Source organism: Nocardiopsis akebiae (genome assembly GCF_018316795.1).
GTDB lineage: Bacteria > Actinomycetota > Actinomycetes > Streptosporangiales > Streptosporangiaceae > Nocardiopsis > Nocardiopsis dassonvillei.
The window spans coordinates 5646767-5664095 of record NZ_CP074132.1 but is presented as its reverse complement, the minus strand read 5'-3'; the positions used below and the strand labels follow the sequence as shown (position 1 = coordinate 5664095).

Below are 17329 nucleotides of genomic sequence, written 5' to 3'. Positions count from 1 at the left end.
GCGTGCCTTGCTTCGGGCACGAAAGAAGGTGTTTCCGACCTGCGGATACGTTGGTCGAACAGGTGTGGCGAAGGCGACACGGGCGCGGAAGACCGCCTGGATCGGGCACTTCGTGGACCGTTAAGGTCGCGTTAAGGAACCCCCGGATTCAGCACCAAAGACCTTGTGATAGCTTTCACGAGCAGGCAACCACGACCCCAGACGGAGCTTCGCCATGCAGGAAAACGACGCCTGGAGGGCCTTCCGCGGTGCCGCGCTTCCGGGTGTGGCGTGCGCCCTTCTGGCCTTGGCGGTATCGGCGCTTCTCGCCGGCACACCGGGCCTGGCCGGCTCCGCGCTGGCCTCGGTGGTCGTTCTCGGCTGCTTCGGTCTGGGACAGGCGGGCGTCATCCTCGTCACCCGCCGGAACAAGGACCTCTTCCTCGCGGCGAACCTCGTGGGCTTCGTCCTCAAGATGGCGGTGCTCGGCGTTGTCCTGGTCACCCTGGGCAACAGCTCGTTCGTGGCCAGCCTGAACAGCTCGGCCTTCGTGTACAGCGCGTTGGCCGTCGTCCTGGCCTGGCTCGGCGGCCAGACCTGGACGATCTCCAGGACGAGGACGCTCCACGTCGACCCGGTCGAGAGCGCGGAGAACGGGTGATGGAGTCCCCCGGCCGTGCCCCTCGAAGCGGGCGTAATACGATGCTCCCCGACGGCTGGGACTCAGAGTCCCCGTCCGAGCTCACATGCTATATTCCGGAGCGAGATGAGCAGCGAACCGACCAGGAAGACAGACGCGCACGAGGATTCGGTGCCGCGTCAGTCCGACGGGTGGGCCCTCTTCTCCACTCTGCTCTCGGGCGTGCTCGTCTGGAGCGCGATCGGCTGGGCCGCGGACGAGCTGTTGGGTTTCCAGGCACTGTTCCTGCCCATCGGGGCGGTTCTGGGAATGGCGGGCGCGATCTACCTGATCGTCGCCAAGTCCCGTCGCTCCTGAGTCCCCCAACCAGTCCGGCGTCGCGGTTCGCGCGACAACGCTCCGCAACAACCATCAACGAGGCTTTCTTGCGTCACGACGAAAGGATTCGCCGTGAGTGCTGACGTGCGCATTCTCGCGGCCGAACCGAATTGCCACTTGTTCGGTGACAACGGGTGCGGTTTCACGCCGCCCACTATCGGGATGTTCTTCCCCGAACCGTGGTACACCAACGTTCCCGGCAGCGCGGGTATCGACCTCTACCTGGTCCTGCTGCTCGTCGCGGTCGGTGCCGTCCTGCTTCTGTGGTCGTGGTTCAGCCGCAAGCTGAGCCTCGTCCCCGGGCGCAGGCAGAGCGTCGGAGAGATGCTGGTCCTCTTCGTGCGCGACCAGATCACCCGTCCCACGATGGGTGCCAAGGGCGACCGGTTCCTGCCGTTCATGACAGCGGTGTTCACGCTCATCCTGGCCATGAACTTCACCGGCCTGATCCCCGGTATGTTGCCGGTCAACAGCAACCTGGCCTTCACGGCCATGCTGGCGGCGGTCATCTACGTCATGACCATCGTGATCGGCGTCCGCAACCAGGGCGGCTGGGGCTACTTCCGCAACCAGATCTTCCCCCCGGGGATGCCCAAGGTGATCTACATCCTGGTCACCCCCATCGAAATCCTCTCGGTGTTCCTCATCCGGCCGGTGACGCACGCCCTCCGTCTCTTCGCGACCATGTTCGCGGGCAGCCTGCTGCTCGCCGTGTTCGCCTACGGCGGCTGGTACATGCTGAACCTCACGGCCGGACCGGTCCTGAGTACGGTTTCGGTGCTCTTCTCCGGTGCCGCTCTGCTCGGCTACCTGGCCTTCTTCCTCTTCGAGATCCTGATCATGGCCGTCCAGGCGTTCATCTTCACGCTCCTGGCCAGCCTGTACATCAACCAGTCCCTCGAAGCGGCCCACTGATCCCCGCACACCCCCCGGTCCCCCCGGGCCGGGCAGGGGTGCGGGAAGCCACAGATCCGTCCACACCGGCGAACTGACCCACTTGCGAAGCGCAACGCCGGACGTCGAGTAAAAGGAAACATCAATGGACATCGCTGCGATCACCGGCAACATCAACACCATCGGTTACGGCATCAGCGTCATCGGCGCCGGTATCGGTGTCGGTATCGTCTTCGGTCTCGGCATGCAGGCCATCGCCCGCCAGCCCGAGGCGCGCGGTCCGCTCCAGACCAACATCTACCTGGGCTTCGCCCTGATCGAGGCCCTGGCCATCCTGGGCTTCGTTCTCGCCTTCGCCGCCCCCACCGGTTCCTGATCCAGGTTCGCCGGCGGAATCTGATGGCAACTGACGCGAAGGAGGGCTGACCATGTTGGTGGAGTTGGCAGCCGATTACAACATTCTGCGGATCGACTGGGTGAAGTTCACCTTCGGTGCGATCGCGCTCGCCGTGGTCTACTTCTTTGTCGCCCGTAAGGCGGTGCCGAAGGTCATGGCGGTCCTCGACGAGCGTCACGACGCCATCGAGGGCGGCATCGAGCGCGCCAAGAAGGCCGAGGCCGAGGCCGAGGGGATCCGCCAGCAGTACCGGGAGAAGCTCGAGGAGGCGCACCGCGAGTACGCCCAGGAGCTGGAGAAGGCCAAGGAGCAGCGGGCCGCGATCGTCGCCGAGGCGCGCGAGGAGGCCCAGGCCGAGGCGCGTCGCATCGTCGAGGCGGCCCACGTCCAGATCGAGGCCGACCGCCAGCAGGCCCTGGTGCAGCTGCGCAACGAGGTCGGTGCGCTCTCCACCGAGCTGGCGAGCCGCATCGTCGGTGAGACCCTCAGCGACAGCGCCGCCCAGAACCGCGTCATCGACCGGTTCCTGGACGAGCTGGAGCAGAGCAGCAGCACGCAGCAGGCAGAGGTGCGCTGATGCGTGGTATCAGCCGCACGTCGCTGGCCGAGGTGACCCGGCGCCTGGACGAGAACGTCCTGGCGTCGGCGGGCACCCCGCAGAGCGGCGTCTCCCTGGGCAGCGAGCTCTTCGAGGTCGTCGCCCTGCTGGGAGGCGAGCACTCGCTGCGCCGCTGGCTCGCCGACCAGGCGAACCCGGCCGAGGCCAAGACCGGCCTCATCGGGCAGCTCCTGGAGACCAGGGTGTCGCCGTCCGCGGTCATCGTGGCCGGTGACGTGGTCTCGGCCAAGTGGTCGGGCCCGCGCGACCTGATGGACGCGATGGAGCGGATGGCGGTCTACGCGACCGCCGCCCAGCTCCAGAGCGCCTCGGGGCTCGGCGAGCTGGAGGACGAGCTCTTCCGCTTCCAGCGGATCGTCATCGCCCAGCCCGAGCTCCGCGAGGCCCTCACCCGTGACGGGGCCGCCCCCGAGCTGCGCCTCTCCCTCGTGGAGAACCTGCTCTCGGGCAAGGTGCACCCCGCGACCCTGGTGCTGGTCGGCGAAGCGGTCGCCCGTCCCAGGGGCCGTACCCTGGAGCAGGCGCTGGACAACTACGGACAGCTCGTCGCCGAGCGCGCCAAGCGCTACGTCGCCGTCGTCCGCAGCGCCGTCGCCCTGAGCGAGCAACAGCAGTCCCGGCTCGGAGCCGCGCTCTCGCGCGCCTACGGCCGCGACATCCACCTCAACATCGAGGTCGCCCCCGAGATCGTGGGTGGCCTGTCCATCCAGGTGGGTGACGAGGTCATCGACGGGACCATCGCCGGGCGTATCGCCGAGGCCCAGCGCCGCCTGGCCGGCTGACAGAACGCAAGGCAAGCACGCACGGCGCCAGCCCGGCGCCATTTGAGAGCAAGGACAACGTAGAGATGGCGGAGCTGACGATCCGGCCGGACGAGATCCGGGACGCGCTACAGCGCTTCGTCCAGTCGTACGAGCCTGAAGCCACCCGCGCGGAAGAGGTCGGTACCGTCACCTACTCCGGTGACGGCATCGCCCGCGTCGGTGGCCTTCCCTCGGCGATGGCGAACGAGCTGCTCCAGTTCGAGGACGGCACCCTGGGCCTGGCCCAGAACCTCGAGATCGGTGAGATCGGTGTCGTCGTGCTGGGTGACTTCACCAGCATCGAGGAGGGCCAGAAGGTGCGCCGCACCGGCCAGCTCCTCTCGGTGCCGGTGGGCGACAACTTCCTCGGCCGCGTGGTGGACCCCCTGGGCGCCCCCATCGACGGCAAGGGCGAGATCGAGTCCACCGAACGCCGTGAGCTGGAGCTCCAGGCGGCGACCGTGATGGAGCGCAAGCCCGTCCACGAGCCGCTCCAGACCGGCATCAAGGCGATCGACTCGATGACCCCGGTCGGCCGCGGCCAGCGCCAGCTGGTCATCGGCGACCGCCAGACCGGCAAGACCGCGGTCTGCATCGACGCGATCATCAACCAGAAGGCCAACTGGGAGACGGGCGACCCCGACAAGCAGGTGCGCTGCATCTACGTCGCGATCGGCCAGAAGGGCTCGACCATCGCCGGTGTGCGTGGCGCCCTCGAAGAGGCCGGCGCGATGGAGTACACCACCATCGTCGCCGCCCCGGCGTCCGAGGCGGCCGGCTTCAAGTACCTGGCCCCCTACACCGGTTCGGCCCTGGGCCAGCACTGGATGTACGAGGGCAAGCACGTCCTCATCGTCTTCGACGACCTCACCAAGCAGGCCGAGGCCTACCGCGCGGTGTCGCTGTTGCTGCGCCGCCCGCCGGGCCGCGAGGCCTACCCCGGTGACGTCTTCTACCTGCACTCCCGCCTGCTGGAGCGCTGCGCCAAGCTCTCCGACGAGATGGGCAGGGGATCGATGACCGCCCTGCCGATCATCGAGACCAAGGCGGGCGACGTCTCGGCGTACATCCCCACCAACGTCATCTCCATCACCGACGGCCAGGTCTTCCTGGAGGCGGACCTGTTCAACCAGGGCCAGCGCCCGGCGATCAACGTCGGTGTCTCGGTTTCCCGTGTCGGTGGCGCCGCGCAGACCAAGGCGATGAAGAAGGTCTCGGGCACCCTGCGGCTGGGCTTGGCCCAGTACCGCGAGCTGGAGGCGTTCTCCGCCTTCGGTTCGGACCTGGACGCCGTCTCCAAGCAGCAGCTGGAGCGCGGTGCCCGTCTGATGGAGCTCCTCAAGCAGGGCCAGTACTCGCCGTTCTCCATGGAGAAGCAGGTCGTCTCGATCTGGGCCGGCACCACCGGCCGCGTCGACGACGTCCCGGTCGAGGACGTGCGCCGCTTCGAGGAGGACTTCCTGGACCACCTGAGCCGCGAGCACTCGGGCATCCTCGACACCATCCGCGAGAGCGGCAAGTTCGAGGACGAGACCGAGAAGTCCCTCGACTCGGCGCTGGAGAAGTTCAAGCAGGGCTTCCAGACCTCCGCCGGAACCCTCCTGGGCACCGAGGCCGAGGCCGAGGCGCTGGACGAGGAGAAGGTCGGCCAGGAGACCATCAAGGTCGCCAAGGGCGGGAAGTAACCCATGGGTGCACAGCTTCGCGTCTATCGCCGGAGGATCCGCTCGACGAAGTCGATGGCGAAGATCACCCGCGCGATGGAGCTCATCGCCACGACGCGCATCACCAAGGCGCAGCGTGCGGCGGAGGCTGCTGGGCCCTACGCGCGGGAGATCACCCGGGCGGTCTCGGCCCTGGCCAGCCGGGTGACCGATCACCCGCTGCTCACCGAGGCCGAGAACCCCACCCGCGCGGCCGTCCTGGTCATCACCAGCGACAAGGGCCTGGCGGGCGCCTTCTCGACCAACGTGCTCAAGGAGGCGGACTCCCTCACCCAGCTCCTGCGTGAGCAGGGCAAGGAGGTCCTCACCTACATGGTGGGCCGCAAGGGCGTGGGCTTCTACAAGTTCCGCGACCGCCCCCTGGAGGCGCAGTGGGAGGGCTTCACCGAGCGCCCCACCTACGCGCACGCCCAGGAGATCGGCTCCGCCCTCATGGAGAAGTTCTCCACCGACTCCGCCGAAGGCGGCGTCGACGAGATCCACGTGGTCTCCACGGAGTTCGTCTCGATGCTGACCCAGCGCGCCGGGGCCGTCCGGGCCCTGCCGCTGGAGGTGGAGGAGGTCGACAGCTCCGAGCTGGAGGCCGTGCACGGGGGCGAGCCGCTGCCGCTGTACGAGTTCGAGCCCTCGGCGGAGGAGGTCCTGGACCAGCTGCTGCCGCAGTACGTCGTCAACAGGATCTACTTCTCGCTCCTGGAGTCGTCCGCCTCCCAGCAGGCCTCCCGCCGCGCCGCCATGAAGGCGGCCACGGACAACGCCGAGGAACTCGCCAAGAACCTGACCCGTCTGGCCAACCAGGCACGTCAGGCTGAGATCACCAATGAGCTCAGTGAGATTGTCGGCGGTGCCGACGCGCTCGCTGCTGCCAGCGCGGGAAGTGAGTAACAAAAGTGACTGCGACAGTTGAAGGGACGGCTGGGGCCGGCACCGCCACCGGCCGGATCTCCCGGGTAACCGGCCCGGTCGTCGACGTGGAGTTCCCCGTCGGCTCCCTGCCTGCCATCTACAACGCCCTGCACACCGACGTGACCATCGGTGGCAAGGTCAAGACCATCACGATGGAGGTCGCCCAGCACCTGGGTGACAACCTCGTGCGCACGGTCTCCCTGGCCCCCCAGGACGGCCTCGTCCGCGGCGCCGAGGTGCGCGACACCGGCGCGCCCATCAGCGTGCCCGTCGGCGACGTCGTCAAGGGCCACGTGTTCAACACCCTGGGCGAGTCCCTGGACGTGCCGACCGCGGAGCTGGGCGTCACCGAGCGCTGGCCGATCCACCGCAAGGCCCCGGCCTTCGACCAGCTCGAGTCCAAGACCGAGATGATGGTCACGGGCATCAAGGTCATCGACCTGCTCACCCCGTACGTGCGCGGTGGCAAGATCGGCCTGTTCGGCGGCGCCGGTGTGGGCAAGACCGTGCTCATCCAGGAGATGATCACGCGTATCGCCCGCAACTTCGGTGGTGTGTCCGTGTTCGCCGGTGTCGGCGAGCGCACCCGTGAGGGTACGGACCTCTTCCTGGAGATGGACGAGATGGAGGTCCTCCAGGACACCGCCCTCGTCTTCGGCCAGATGGACGAGCCCCCGGGCACCCGTCTGCGGGTGGCCCTGTCCGCTCTGACGATGGCGGAGTACTTCCGCGACGTCCAGAAGCAGGACGTGCTGCTGTTCATCGACAACATCTTCCGTTTCACCCAGGCGGGTTCGGAGGTCTCCACGCTGCTGGGCCGTATGCCCTCGGCCGTGGGCTACCAGCCCAACCTGGCGGACGAGATGGGCCAGCTCCAGGAGCGGATCACCTCGACCCGCGGTCACTCGATCACCTCGATGCAGGCGATCTACGTGCCCGCGGACGACTACACCGACCCGGCTCCGGCGACCACCTTCGCCCACCTGGACGCGACGACCGAGCTCTCCCGCCCGATCTCGCAGAAGGGCATCTACCCGGCGGTCGACCCGCTGACCTCCACCTCCCGCATCCTCGACCCGCAGTACGTGGGCGAGGAGCACTACCAGGTGGCCCAGCGCGTCAAGGAGATCCTCCAGCGCAACAACGACCTCCAGGACCAGATCGCCATCCTCGGTATGGACGAGCTGTCCGAAGAGGACAAGATCGTCGTCAACCGGGCGCGCCGGATCGAGCGCTTCCTGTCGCAGAACATGTTCGTGGCGGAGAAGTTCACCAACAACCCGGGCGTGTTCGTGCCCCTGGAGGAGACCATCTCCTCCTTCAAGGCGCTGTGCGACGGTGAGTACGACCACCTGCCCGAGCAGGCGTTCCTCGACGTCGGCAACATCGACATGGCCGTCGAGAAGGCCAAGAAGCTACAGGGTTAGAACCGCGCGTAGCGTCCGTTGAGGGTGGTGGCGGGCGACGTGCGGGCTAGTTCTCCGGCCGGGCCGGTCCCCGACAGCGGTCGGGGACCGGCCCGGCCGAATCACCCGCTAGCCGAGGAGTTTGTGGCAGTGTCGAAGAAGCTTTTCGTCGAGATCGTCTCGCCCGAACGTGAGATTTGGGCGGGCGAGGGCGACATGGTCATCGCGAAGACCGTCGAGGGTGAGATGGGCGTCCAGCCCGGGCACGTCCCGGTGCTGTCGCTGCTCGCCCACGACGCGGTCGTCCGCGTGCTGGGCGCGCGGGAGACCGGCGAGGTCCGGGCCGCCGCGCACGGCGGGTTCGTCTCGGTCTCGGGTGAGGGACGCGTCTCCATCCTCGCCGAGACCGCCGAGCTCGCCGAGGACATCGATGTGGACCGCGCGCGCACGGCGCTGAAGAGCGCGGCCGAGTCCGGCGACAACGTCGCCCTGGGCCGTGCCCGCAGCCGTCTGCGGGCCGCGGGCGAGGAAGTCGCCTAGCGTAGGACGGCGGGACGAGTGGTGGGCATGCAAAGGCTCCGGCCCGGAGCACCCTGGTGGGAGTCCGCGCTGTGGGTGTTCCTCGCCCTGCTCGTCGTCCTCCTGGCGCTGGTGCTCGCCGTCACCCTGCGCCGCTGGGTCCTGGTACGGCGCGGCGGCGCGGTGGAGTGCTACCTGCGCGCCGTCGGGGCTCAGGGCCGCAGGGGGTCCTGGCGCATCGGCTTCGGCCGGTACGGCACGGAGAACCTGGGCTGGTTCCCGATCTTCTCACTCAGACCGCGGCCGACAGCGAAGCTGTCGCGCCGCGGTCTCGTCGTCGTGGGGCGGCGCGCCCCCGCCGGGGACGAGGACCTGCCCGCGGACCTCACCGTGCTCCAGGTGGGCTGGCTGCTCGCCGACGGCTCCGACCCCCGCGAGGCGGCCTACGAGATCGCCATGGGCGAGGGCGCCCAGACCGGCTTCCTGTCGTGGCTGGAGTCGATGCCCCCCGGAACGCACTGGGAGAGCTGAGATCCCCGCGTGGGTGGTTCCCCCTCGCGCCCCTGTGTGCCTAGCATGGCCGGATGAGTACGATCGTCGCTTTCTCCGTCGCCCCTCTCGGAACCGGTGAGTCCGTCGCCCCCGCCGTCGCCCGCGCGGTCCGGGTGGTCCGGGAGAGCGGACTGCCCAACGAGACCTCCGCCATGTTCACCAGCGTCGAGGGAGAGTGGGACGAGGTCATGGACGTCGTCAAGCGCGCCGTGCAGGCCGCGGGGGAGGGCGCCGCGCGCGTCAGCCTCACCCTCAAGGCCGACGTCCGCGAGGGCGTCACCGACGGCCTGCGCGGCAAGGTCGAGGCGGTCGAACGCGAACTCGGCGAGGCCTGAGACACGGCCTTCCACGGGGTGCGGCGCGGTCGTGCCCCGTGTCCTCTTCCCCTGGGCGGCCGGACACGGCAGGATGCGGTTCCATGCTCGCCTCGCGACTTCCCCGGCTCCTGGGCCCCGTCCTCCTCATTCCCCTGCTCGCCGCCTGCCAGCTCTCGGGCGGCCACGTCGGCGCCGTGGCCACGGGCCACTTCACCGCCGCGCACGAGTTCCCCGTGCTGGTCGTGGCCTGGTGCGGTGACGCCTACCCCCGCCAGATCGACCTGACCGGCGGCGGACAGCGGATCCACCTGATCGCCACCCGCGACTTCGACGGCAACCGGACCGAGGTGGACCTGGCCGCCCCCGGCGACGCCTGGCGGATCACCGACGGCGACGGACGGCAGGTCTACCGCCTGGTCCCCGAGTCCGAGCGCGAGGAGTACACCGTCGGGATCGGCTCGCGGGAGGCCCCGCCGGGGGAGGAGACCGAGCACGACATCGGCACGGTCGCGTTCACGACCGGGGTGCTGGCCGAGGAGGAGGGCGTGTACGCCGCCTCCGGGGGATCGGCTGACGCCGAGTTCGTCCCGCAGGAGGAGTTCCCGCCCGAGTGCTGAGGGGCCGGGGCTCCCCGGCCCGGGGCTCGCGCCGCCGCCCTCCCGGCCCCCGGCCGCGAGCGCGCCGCCTGTGCGCCTCCCGTGTCCGCGTGTCTGCCGCCGTGCCGTGCCGACCGCGCGTAGTGTGCCCACGGCCGGAGCGGTGCCGCTCCGCGGATCGAGGGGGACATGGAAGGCGACGTCGCGCGGACCCTGGGCATGCTGCTGCTGATCCTCGTGGCGGCCTTCCTCGCCCCGCTGGTCACCGACCGGCTCGCCGCGTTCGTGGTCATCCCCTCGGTGGTGCTGGAGATCGTCTTCGGCATCGTGCTGGGCCCCTCCCTCCTCGGACTGGTCCGCGAGACCGAGACGGTGGCGATGCTGGCCGACCTCGGACTCGCGCTGCTCATGTTCATGGCCGGGTACGAGGTCGACTTCGCGCGGATCAGGGGCAGGCCGCTGAGGCGGGCGGCGCTGGCCTGGCTGTGCTCGGTCGCCCTCGGGCTGGGCTCGGGGTGGGCCCTGTTCGGCACCTCCCAGACGGCCCTGGTCGTCGGCCTGGCCCTGATCACGACCGCGTTGGGCACGGTGCTGCCCATCCTGCGGGACTCCGGAGGGCTGGAGGGGGCCTTCGGGGCCCGCTTCACGGCGTCCGGGACGATGGGGGAGTTCGGACCGATCGTGCTGATCACCCTGCTGCTCAGCGGTTACCGCCCGTTGGAGGCGACGCTGCTGCTGGTCGGCTTCTTCACCCTCGCGGGCCTGGCCGCCTGGCGCGCGACCCGTCCGCCCTCGGAGCGGCTGACACGGCTCATCCGGGCCACCCTCGGCTCCAGCACCCAGGTGGCCGTGCGCCTGTGCATCCTGGTGATCGTGCTGTTCGTGTGGCTGGCGGCGAGTCTGCGGCTGGACGCGCTTCTGGGAGCCTTCGCGGCGGGGATCATCGTGCGGCTGATGTTCACCACCAACCATCCGGGCGCGGTCGAACGGGTGGAGTCGAAGATGGACGCCGTCGGTTTCGGCTTCCTGATACCGGTGTTCTTCGTGGTGACGGGGGTGCGGTTCGACCTGTCGGCCCTGCTGGCCGACACGGTGTCGCTGCTGCTGGTCCCCCTGCTGCTGGCGGCCTTCCTGGTCGTGCGGGGCGGCCCCGAGTACCTGCTGTCGCGGGGCGACGTCCCCGAGCGCCAGCGGCTCCCCCTGGCGCTGTTCTCGGCGACCGCGCTGCCCCTGGTCGCCGTCCTGTCGGAGATCGGGACCGAGACGGGCGCCCTCGACGGAGCCTCCGGCGCCGCGCTCCTGGGCGCGGGCGTGCTGAGCGTGCTCGTCCTGCCCCAGGTGGGCGGCGCCCTGCTACGCCGCTCCCGGACCGCCGTGGCGGGGGAGGCGCGGCGTTAGCCCGTGCCCGCGGGCCGTCGCGGTCCCACGGCGGCCCGCGGGGCCCTCCGCGCCGGCCGAGCGGTGCGGACAGGGGCGCGCCCGGCCCGTGGGAGGGTGCCGGGCCGGGCGCGGTCAGGGGGCGGTCAGCCGACCTGCGGGTGGGCGTGTCCGGACGGGGCCGCGGCGCCGGAGAAGTACTCCCTGGCGGTCGCGGTGTTGGCCAGGGCCGCCACGGTGACGGCGAAGAGCGCCGCGACGATCTCGGGGACCCCGCTGACCGGGGTGAGCAGCAGGGCCAGGATCACGACGGCGTAGACCGCGTTGACGGCGGTCACCGAGGTACGGGCGCCGCCGCGGTTCCGGTTGACCATGACGGCGAGGACGGCCGACAGCGCGCCGTAGACCAGACCGACCGCGGCGCCGGTGAACACGGCCCAGGCGGGCACCCGCGCGCTTTCGGCGACCATCGGGACGGTGGCCATGGCGGTGGCGCCGACGAGGGCCAGCAGGCTCGTGACGATCTGGTAGACCGCGATCAGGACCAGCAGCACGAAGACCGCCTTGACGGTCGCCGGCCTGGTTCCGGTGGTCATCTGCGTTCCTTCCTTCGTCCGTTCCCGTGTCCAGAACCCATAACCCCAGCGCCGCGGAAGACACGCGTCCCACCGGACGATTTCCGTCCGCGCAGGTCGCGGACGCCCGCTGGGACGGCGTTCCGGGGCGCGGGCGGTCCCGGGGAGGCGCGGGGAGCGCGAAGGGGTCCCGCTCACGCGGAGCGGGACCCCTCGAAGGTGCGCACGGGCCGCCGGGCGCGGCACGGGACCGCGGCGGTCGGCGGGGCGCTAGCGTTCGCCGCCGGGCTTCCACAGGACCTCGTCGCCCTCCCGGGCGACGTACCGGCCGAGGATGAACAGCAGGTCGGAGAGCCGGTTGAGGTACTGGGCGGTGAGCGGGTTGACGGTCCGCCCGTGCTCCTCGACGGCCGCCCACACGCTGCGCTCGGCCCGCCGGACCACGATCCGGGCGGTGTGCACGAGCGCCACGGTGGGGGAGCCCCCGGGCAGGATGAAGCTGCGCAGGGTGGGCAGGTCGGCGTTGTAGGTGTCGCAGGCCTCCTCCAACCGCGTGACGTACTCGGGCAGGACCCGCAGCGGCGGGTACTCCGGATCGGGCACGATCGGCGTGGACAGGTCGGCGCCCAGGTCGAACAGCTCGTTCTGGATCCGTCCGAGCAGGTCCCGGACGTCGTCGGGGAGTTCGCCCAGCGCCAGGGCGGTGCCGATCGCGGCGTTGGCCTCCTCGGTGTCGGCGTAGCCCACCAGGCGCGTGTCGTTCTTGCCGGTCCGGCTCATGTCGCCGAGCGCCGTCGTGCCGGCGTCGCCGGTGCGCGTGTAGATCTTCGACAGCACGACCGGCTTGTCGGTGTCCCGTTTGGTCATGCCCTCCACCCTAGGGTTCGGCCGCGCTCCGGCGGGCGCGGCGGCGGCCCGGAGCACCAGCCGTGACGGAGGATAACTGTTCCATATCAGCGTGTTAAGGTGATGCAACTCACTGATACATTGGGAATCCAGGGGGCTACCGAAAGTAGTTTCCCGCGGTGTCCACGTGCGGTACCCGGATGCGAGAGGGGGTCATCCGGGAACCGCCGAGGGGGAGACGCCGCGGCGGGCGGCGTGGAACCGGGGGGTCCACGCCGCCCGCCCTGTCGTGCGGGGGCCGCCCCTCACACGGACCGTGCGCGGACTACCTCAGCCAGCCGTCGCCCAGGCGCGGGAAGTCGGGCGCGGCCGTCGTGCGCAGCACCCCGTTCACCGGCAGGGTGCTCTCGGCGAAGAACTCCACGCCGTGCGCACCGGCCGCCGACAGTTCGGCCACCGAGTCCCAGTCGACGTGCTCCATGGTGTCGTCGGCGGTGTGGTAGTACGGATCGAACTGCTCGCCCGCCGTACCGCCGTACCACTCGACCTGCTCCTCGGTCTTGACGCCGTCGGCGCCGCTGAACAGGCCGCCCGACGGGATACCCGCGGTCATGAAGGCCTGGTAGTCGCTGCGCCCGCTCAGCACGCCCGGCTCGCTGACCTGGTCCCGGGCGGCGAAGTAGTCCTCGAAGACCTTCGCGATCGCGCCGGAGCCCGACGGGGCGGCCACGGACCCGGGCAGCTCCATCCGGCCGTCCAGCACGAACCGGCCGTAGTTGTGCGAGCCGATCATGTCGAAGTTGAGGTAGAGGGCGATGTCCTCGACCTCCTGCGCGGTCAAGTCCTCCACGTACCGGGTGGAGCCGACCAGGCCCTCCTCCTCGGTACCCCAGAAGGCGAACCGCACCTTGTTGTTGGGCTCCTCCTGCTCGGCCAGCTGGATCGCGGTCTCCAGCAGGAAGGCCGTGCCGCTGCCGTTGTCGTTGATGCCGGGGCCGTCCTCGACGCTGTCGAGGTGGCCGCCCACGACCACCACGTTGTCGTCCCGGCCGCCCGGCGTCTCGGCCAGCACGCTGTAGGAGGTCTCGTTGCTGACCTCGGCGTCCACGCTCACCCGCAGCTCCAGGCCCTCGGCGGCCAGCAGCTCGGCGCCCAGCGTCCCGGACACGCCCAGGGCGGGGATGGCCGAGTACTCGCCCACGGTGCCCAGGAAGACCTCGTCCTCGTTGTTGACCACCAGGGCGGCCGCGGCACCCGCGGCGGCGGCGTTGTCCACCTTGTCGGAGAACGGGCAGGTGCCGCGCACGGTGATCGCGATCGCGCCCTCGGGGAAGCCGGCGAAGTCGTCGGGCGAGCAGCCGCTCGCGGCGCTGTCGGCGTTGACGGCCACCGCCGGGGCGGTGACGTCGCCCGATCCGGAGTAGCTCATGGTCGCGTAGTCCGTCTCGGCCTCGTAGGCGACCTGCTCCGGGGCGGTCTGGGCGAGGACGGCCGGGGAGTTCTCCCGCCACAGCTCGTACTCGTACTCGTGCCGGTAGGGCTCGTACCCGGCGCGCTCCAGCTGGTCCTCGACGTAGAGGGCGGCGACGTCGTAGCCGGGGGTGTTCGTGGCCCGGTTGCCGCCGTTGTACTCGGCGATGGTGTCGAGGTTCTCCAAGTGCTCGCGGATGGCCTCCGCGTCGACCCGTTCCGACAGCGGCGGGTCCTCGCTCGGCCTGCCCGCGTGCGCCGGCGGCCCCGCGTGCCCGGGCGGCCCGGGCTCGGCGTGGGCGGGGGAGGACGCCAGGGCGGCCACGGTCATCAGCACGGCCGCGGCGCCGGCCGTGGCGGCGCGGCGCCGGGAGGCGGGGACGGCCGCTCCGAACGGCGGCCTCCCTTCGGAACTGGTGCGCAAGGATCTTCCTCCGGAGTGCGGGGGTCCACCGCTCCTGGGAGTCGGGGGATGGACACCTTGAGTAGGCGAAGTACCGATGCAGCCTGACACCGCGGAGGTGCTCCCGGCAAGGACCGATGACCACAATTGCCACAATCAGCCACAGACCTTACGCATGGGGTGGCAGTGTGGTTCCATGGACGGCCCCGCGTGAGCAGAACGTCTCGTCGGGGGGCTCCGTGTCCGACCGGGGAGGCCGGCCTACTCCTCGTCCTGGTGCTTGCGCGGCTTGTACTCGATGCCCACCCCGCCCATCACGGCGATGCCCCGCACGTGCACGATCGGCGCGTCCGGGTCCACCACGCTGGGGGTGTTCTCGGAGATGCCGAAGCCGCCCATGAGCGGCAGGCCGTGCACCCGCACCTGCACGTCGTCGGGCACGGTGATGCCCACCCCGCCCATCACGGCGCAGACCCAGACGGTCGTCTCGCGCTGGGTGAACCGGGCCTCGCGCAGGTCCAGGTCGATCCCGCCCAGCACAGCGAAGGCGGTGAAGGCGCCCGGCAGGACCCAGTTGCCCGACCGGCTCGCACCGCCCAGGACGACGACCGCGGCCCGGCTGGTGGGCTCCTGGTCCACGATCCGGCCGCCGCCGTAGAGCGGCCGGGGCGAACGGAAGTCGGCGGGGGCCACGGAGGCGCCGGGACCGTTCGGCGCCGGGAGGTCCTCGGTGAGGGGGACCAGCTCGCCGACGGTCTTGGCCCGGTACACCGCGTCGAGCCGCTCGCTGTGCTCGTCCGGATCCAGGCGCCCCTCGGCGAGGGCCTCACGCAGGCGGTGCGCGACGGAGTCACGGTCGGCGTCGGAGGCCCGCATCCGACCGTGCTCGGGGGGAGTGATCTCGCTCATTGCTTCCACCATAGAACCATTCTTCCGGGGCCGCGCGGTGTGCCGCATCGGGGAGGACCCCCGAGAGGCCCCTGAGACCCGCCCCCGCGCCCCGGGGTCAGTCCTCGGGGAGCGGCCCGCGGCGGATCGCCTGGCTCACCGCCGCCGTCCGGTCGCCCACGCCGAGCTTGTCGTAGACCCGCATCAGGTGGGTCTTGACCGTGGTCGCACTGATGTGCAGGGCGCGCCCGATCGCCGCGTTGGTGTGCCCCTCGGAGGCGAGGCGCAGCACCTCCGCCTCGCGGGGCGACAGCACCGCCGCGGGCTCTCCGCGCCGACGCACGCCGGTGAACAGCCTGCCCGCCAACCGCCCGGTCAGGACGGTCTCCCCGCGCGCCGCGGCGCGCACGGCCTCGGCCAGCTCCGCGCGCGGGGTGTCCTTGAGCAGGTACCCGGTGGCGCCCGCCTCCACCGGGCGCAGGATGTCGTCGTCGGTGTCGTAGGTGGTGAGCACCAGCACGTGCGTGCCGGGCCGTCCGGCGCTGATGCGCCCGGTGGCCTCCACACCGTCGCCGCCGGGCATGCGCAGGTCCATCAGCACCACGTCCGGCTCCAGCTCGGCCGTCCGCACGACCGCCTCGGGACCGGAGGCGGCCTCGCCCACGACGTTGAGGTCGGCCTCGGCGGCGAGCATGCCGCGGATGCCCTCGCGGACCACCGGGTGGTCGTCGACCAGCAGGACACGGATCACGGTGCGCACTCCTCGTCGCCTCGCGGGCTCCGCGGGGGCAGGGGCAGCGACATCCGCACGCGGGTGCCGCGCCCCGGGGCGCTGACCACCTCCACCGCGCCTCCGGCGTCGTGCGCCCGGCGCCGCATGTTGACCAGCCCGTTCCCGGGCGCGGTCCGCCCGGGCTCGAAGCCCACACCGTCGTCGGCGACGTCCAGCTCCACCGGACCGGGGCTCCCGTCGGGGGCCCGCGTGTACTCCAGTGCCACCCGCACGCGCCCGGCCCGGGCGTGCCTGCGGACGTTGGCCAGGGCCTCCTGCGCGGTGCGCAACAGGCAGATCCGGAGGTCGTTGGACAGGGCGGCCGGGGCGCCGAGCACCGCGGTGTCCACGGGGAGGCCGAGTTCGTCGCCCAGCCGGGAGGCCACCCTGTCCAGCGCGGCCTCCAGGGTCTGGCTGTCCAGGCCCACCGGCTGGCGGGCGGCCACCATGGCCCGCGCCTCGGCGAGGTTCTCGGCGGCGGTGTCGCGCATCAGGGCGGGGTGGCGCCGGGCCAGTTCCGGGTCGGAGTCCATCTCCGACTCCACCGCCTGGGTCAGCGCCACGATGCTGGTGAAGCCCTGGGCCAGGGTGTCGTGCATCTCGCGCGCCAGGCGCTCGCGCTCGGCCATGGCCCCGGTCTCCTCCGACAGTCGCACGACCTCCATGCGGCTCTCGCGCAGTTCCCGGATCAGGTTGGCCCGCTCGTAGCTCTGCTCGATGATCCGTTCCAGCCAGCTGCCGAACCACAGTGCGCAGCCCACCATCACGCCGTTGACCAGGATGTTGACGGCGATGTCGTCCCACTCGCTCAGCCCGAGCAGGCCGCGCAGCGGCATCGGGACCAGCAGGATCGCGCCCACCGTCGAGGCGGCGGCCGGGACCGGGGAGGTGATGAAGCACAGCGGGGCCACCGCCATGACCAGGAAGGTCAGGGTGGGGTTGACCGTCACCGCGGGCAGGCACAGCACCAGCAGGGCGACCATGAGGACCGCCGGGCGGACCCGCTCCTCGCGCAGCGTCAACTGCCTGGCGAACAGGTAGTACACGGCCGTCACCGCGGCCATGAGCCCCACGAGCGGCCACCGCCAGAAGGGGTCGCTGGTGACCAGCGCGATGGCCGCCGTGGCCGCCATCACGGAGGTGAAGTACACGTCCCACCACACGCCCAGGTCCCAGGCGTGCCTTTCGTCGCGCCCCCTGCCACCCGGTGGGGCGCCTGCCCCGGACGGCGGGCCGCCGGGCCCGGGGAACGGTGCGGGCGGGGCGTG

Annotated in this window: 20 protein-coding genes; 14 read left to right on the top strand and 6 right to left on the bottom strand. The window is 70.8% G+C overall.

Annotated features, from left to right (window positions below):
* Window positions 1-214 precede the first annotated feature (214 nt).
* From KGD83_RS24185 to KGD83_RS24120, 14 genes are all read left to right on the top strand, one after another.
* Entirely contained in the window at window positions 215-640 is a 426-nt protein-coding gene (locus tag KGD83_RS24185) for a hypothetical protein (protein ID WP_047868485.1), read from the top strand.
* Between the two features lie 105 nt (window positions 641-745).
* A complete protein-coding gene (locus KGD83_RS24180) occupies window positions 746-976 on the top strand; it encodes an AtpZ/AtpI family protein (RefSeq protein WP_019608761.1) in 231 nt (76 codons plus the stop codon).
* Window positions 977-1081: 105 nt separating this feature from the next.
* Complete coding sequence (gene atpB / locus KGD83_RS24175; protein WP_047868486.1) at window positions 1082-1912, top strand: F0F1 ATP synthase subunit A; 831 nt, start codon at window positions 1082-1084, stop codon at window positions 1910-1912.
* Between the two features lie 124 nt (window positions 1913-2036).
* Complete coding sequence (gene atpE / locus KGD83_RS24170) at window positions 2037-2267, top strand: ATP synthase F0 subunit C (protein WP_013151386.1); 231 nt, start codon at window positions 2037-2039, stop codon at window positions 2265-2267.
* Window positions 2268-2322: 55 nt separating this feature from the next.
* The gene (locus tag KGD83_RS24165) at window positions 2323-2865 is read left to right on the top strand and encodes a F0F1 ATP synthase subunit B (protein WP_212644588.1); all 543 of its coding nucleotides are present in this window, start codon (window positions 2323-2325) and stop codon (window positions 2863-2865) included.
* Window positions 2865-3689, top strand: a complete 825-nt coding sequence (locus KGD83_RS24160) for a F0F1 ATP synthase subunit delta (RefSeq protein WP_212641309.1) — start codon at window positions 2865-2867, stop codon at window positions 3687-3689. Before KGD83_RS24165 ends, KGD83_RS24160 begins: the two co-directional genes overlap by 1 nt.
* A 65-nt stretch (window positions 3690-3754) precedes the next feature.
* Window positions 3755-5395 (top strand): F0F1 ATP synthase subunit alpha, encoded by a 1641-nt coding sequence (gene atpA / locus KGD83_RS24155; protein ID WP_212641308.1) that lies wholly within the window; start codon window positions 3755-3757, stop codon window positions 5393-5395.
* Window positions 5396-5398: 3 nt separating this feature from the next.
* Complete coding sequence (locus KGD83_RS24150) at window positions 5399-6319, top strand: F0F1 ATP synthase subunit gamma (RefSeq protein WP_212641307.1); 921 nt, start codon at window positions 5399-5401, stop codon at window positions 6317-6319.
* 5 nt (window positions 6320-6324) lie between these two features.
* On the top strand, window positions 6325-7767 hold the full coding sequence (atpD, locus tag KGD83_RS24145) for a F0F1 ATP synthase subunit beta (RefSeq protein ID WP_212641306.1): 1443 nt from the start codon (window positions 6325-6327) through the stop codon (window positions 7765-7767).
* A gap of 129 nt (window positions 7768-7896) precedes the next feature.
* On the top strand, window positions 7897-8286 hold the full coding sequence (locus tag KGD83_RS24140; protein WP_212641305.1) for a F0F1 ATP synthase subunit epsilon: 390 nt from the start codon (window positions 7897-7899) through the stop codon (window positions 8284-8286).
* Window positions 8287-8313: 27 nt separating this feature from the next.
* Complete coding sequence (locus tag KGD83_RS24135; protein ID WP_212641304.1) at window positions 8314-8796, top strand: DUF2550 domain-containing protein; 483 nt, start codon at window positions 8314-8316, stop codon at window positions 8794-8796.
* Window positions 8797-8849: 53 nt separating this feature from the next.
* Complete coding sequence (locus KGD83_RS24130; RefSeq protein WP_212641303.1) at window positions 8850-9152, top strand: MTH1187 family thiamine-binding protein; 303 nt, start codon at window positions 8850-8852, stop codon at window positions 9150-9152.
* Between the two features lie 83 nt (window positions 9153-9235).
* Window positions 9236-9751 (top strand): hypothetical protein, encoded by a 516-nt coding sequence (locus KGD83_RS24125; protein WP_212641302.1) that lies wholly within the window; start codon window positions 9236-9238, stop codon window positions 9749-9751.
* 168 nt (window positions 9752-9919) lie between these two features.
* Window positions 9920-11128 carry a cation:proton antiporter gene (locus KGD83_RS24120; protein ID WP_212641301.1) on the top strand — a complete coding sequence of 403 codons (1209 nt, stop codon included), beginning with the start codon at window positions 9920-9922 and terminating at the stop codon, window positions 11126-11128.
* Window positions 11129-11253: 125 nt separating this feature from the next.
* Here KGD83_RS24120 and KGD83_RS24115 read toward each other — a convergent pair whose 3' ends face one another.
* From KGD83_RS24115 to KGD83_RS24090, 6 genes are all read right to left on the bottom strand, one after another.
* A complete protein-coding gene (locus tag KGD83_RS24115) occupies window positions 11254-11703 on the bottom strand; it encodes a hypothetical protein (RefSeq protein WP_212641300.1) in 450 nt (149 codons plus the stop codon).
* A 249-nt stretch (window positions 11704-11952) separates the two neighbouring features.
* Entirely contained in the window at window positions 11953-12549 is a 597-nt protein-coding gene (locus KGD83_RS24110) for a cob(I)yrinic acid a,c-diamide adenosyltransferase (protein ID WP_212641299.1), read from the bottom strand.
* 304 nt (window positions 12550-12853) lie between these two features.
* Entirely contained in the window at window positions 12854-14422 is a 1569-nt protein-coding gene (locus KGD83_RS24105; protein WP_212641298.1) for a M28 family peptidase, read from the bottom strand.
* Between the two features lie 240 nt (window positions 14423-14662).
* The gene (locus tag KGD83_RS24100; RefSeq protein ID WP_212641297.1) at window positions 14663-15322 is read right to left on the bottom strand and encodes a DUF1707 SHOCT-like domain-containing protein; all 660 of its coding nucleotides are present in this window, start codon (window positions 15320-15322) and stop codon (window positions 14663-14665) included.
* Between the two features lie 85 nt (window positions 15323-15407).
* Window positions 15408-16040 carry a response regulator gene (locus KGD83_RS24095; RefSeq protein ID WP_212641296.1) on the bottom strand — a complete coding sequence of 211 codons (633 nt, stop codon included), beginning with the start codon at window positions 16038-16040 and terminating at the stop codon, window positions 15408-15410.
* A complete protein-coding gene (locus KGD83_RS24090; protein ID WP_249352016.1) occupies window positions 16037-17212 on the bottom strand; it encodes a sensor histidine kinase in 1176 nt (391 codons plus the stop codon). The genes KGD83_RS24095 and KGD83_RS24090 overlap by 4 nt, the downstream gene beginning before the upstream one ends.
* Window positions 17213-17329 lie beyond the last annotated feature (117 nt).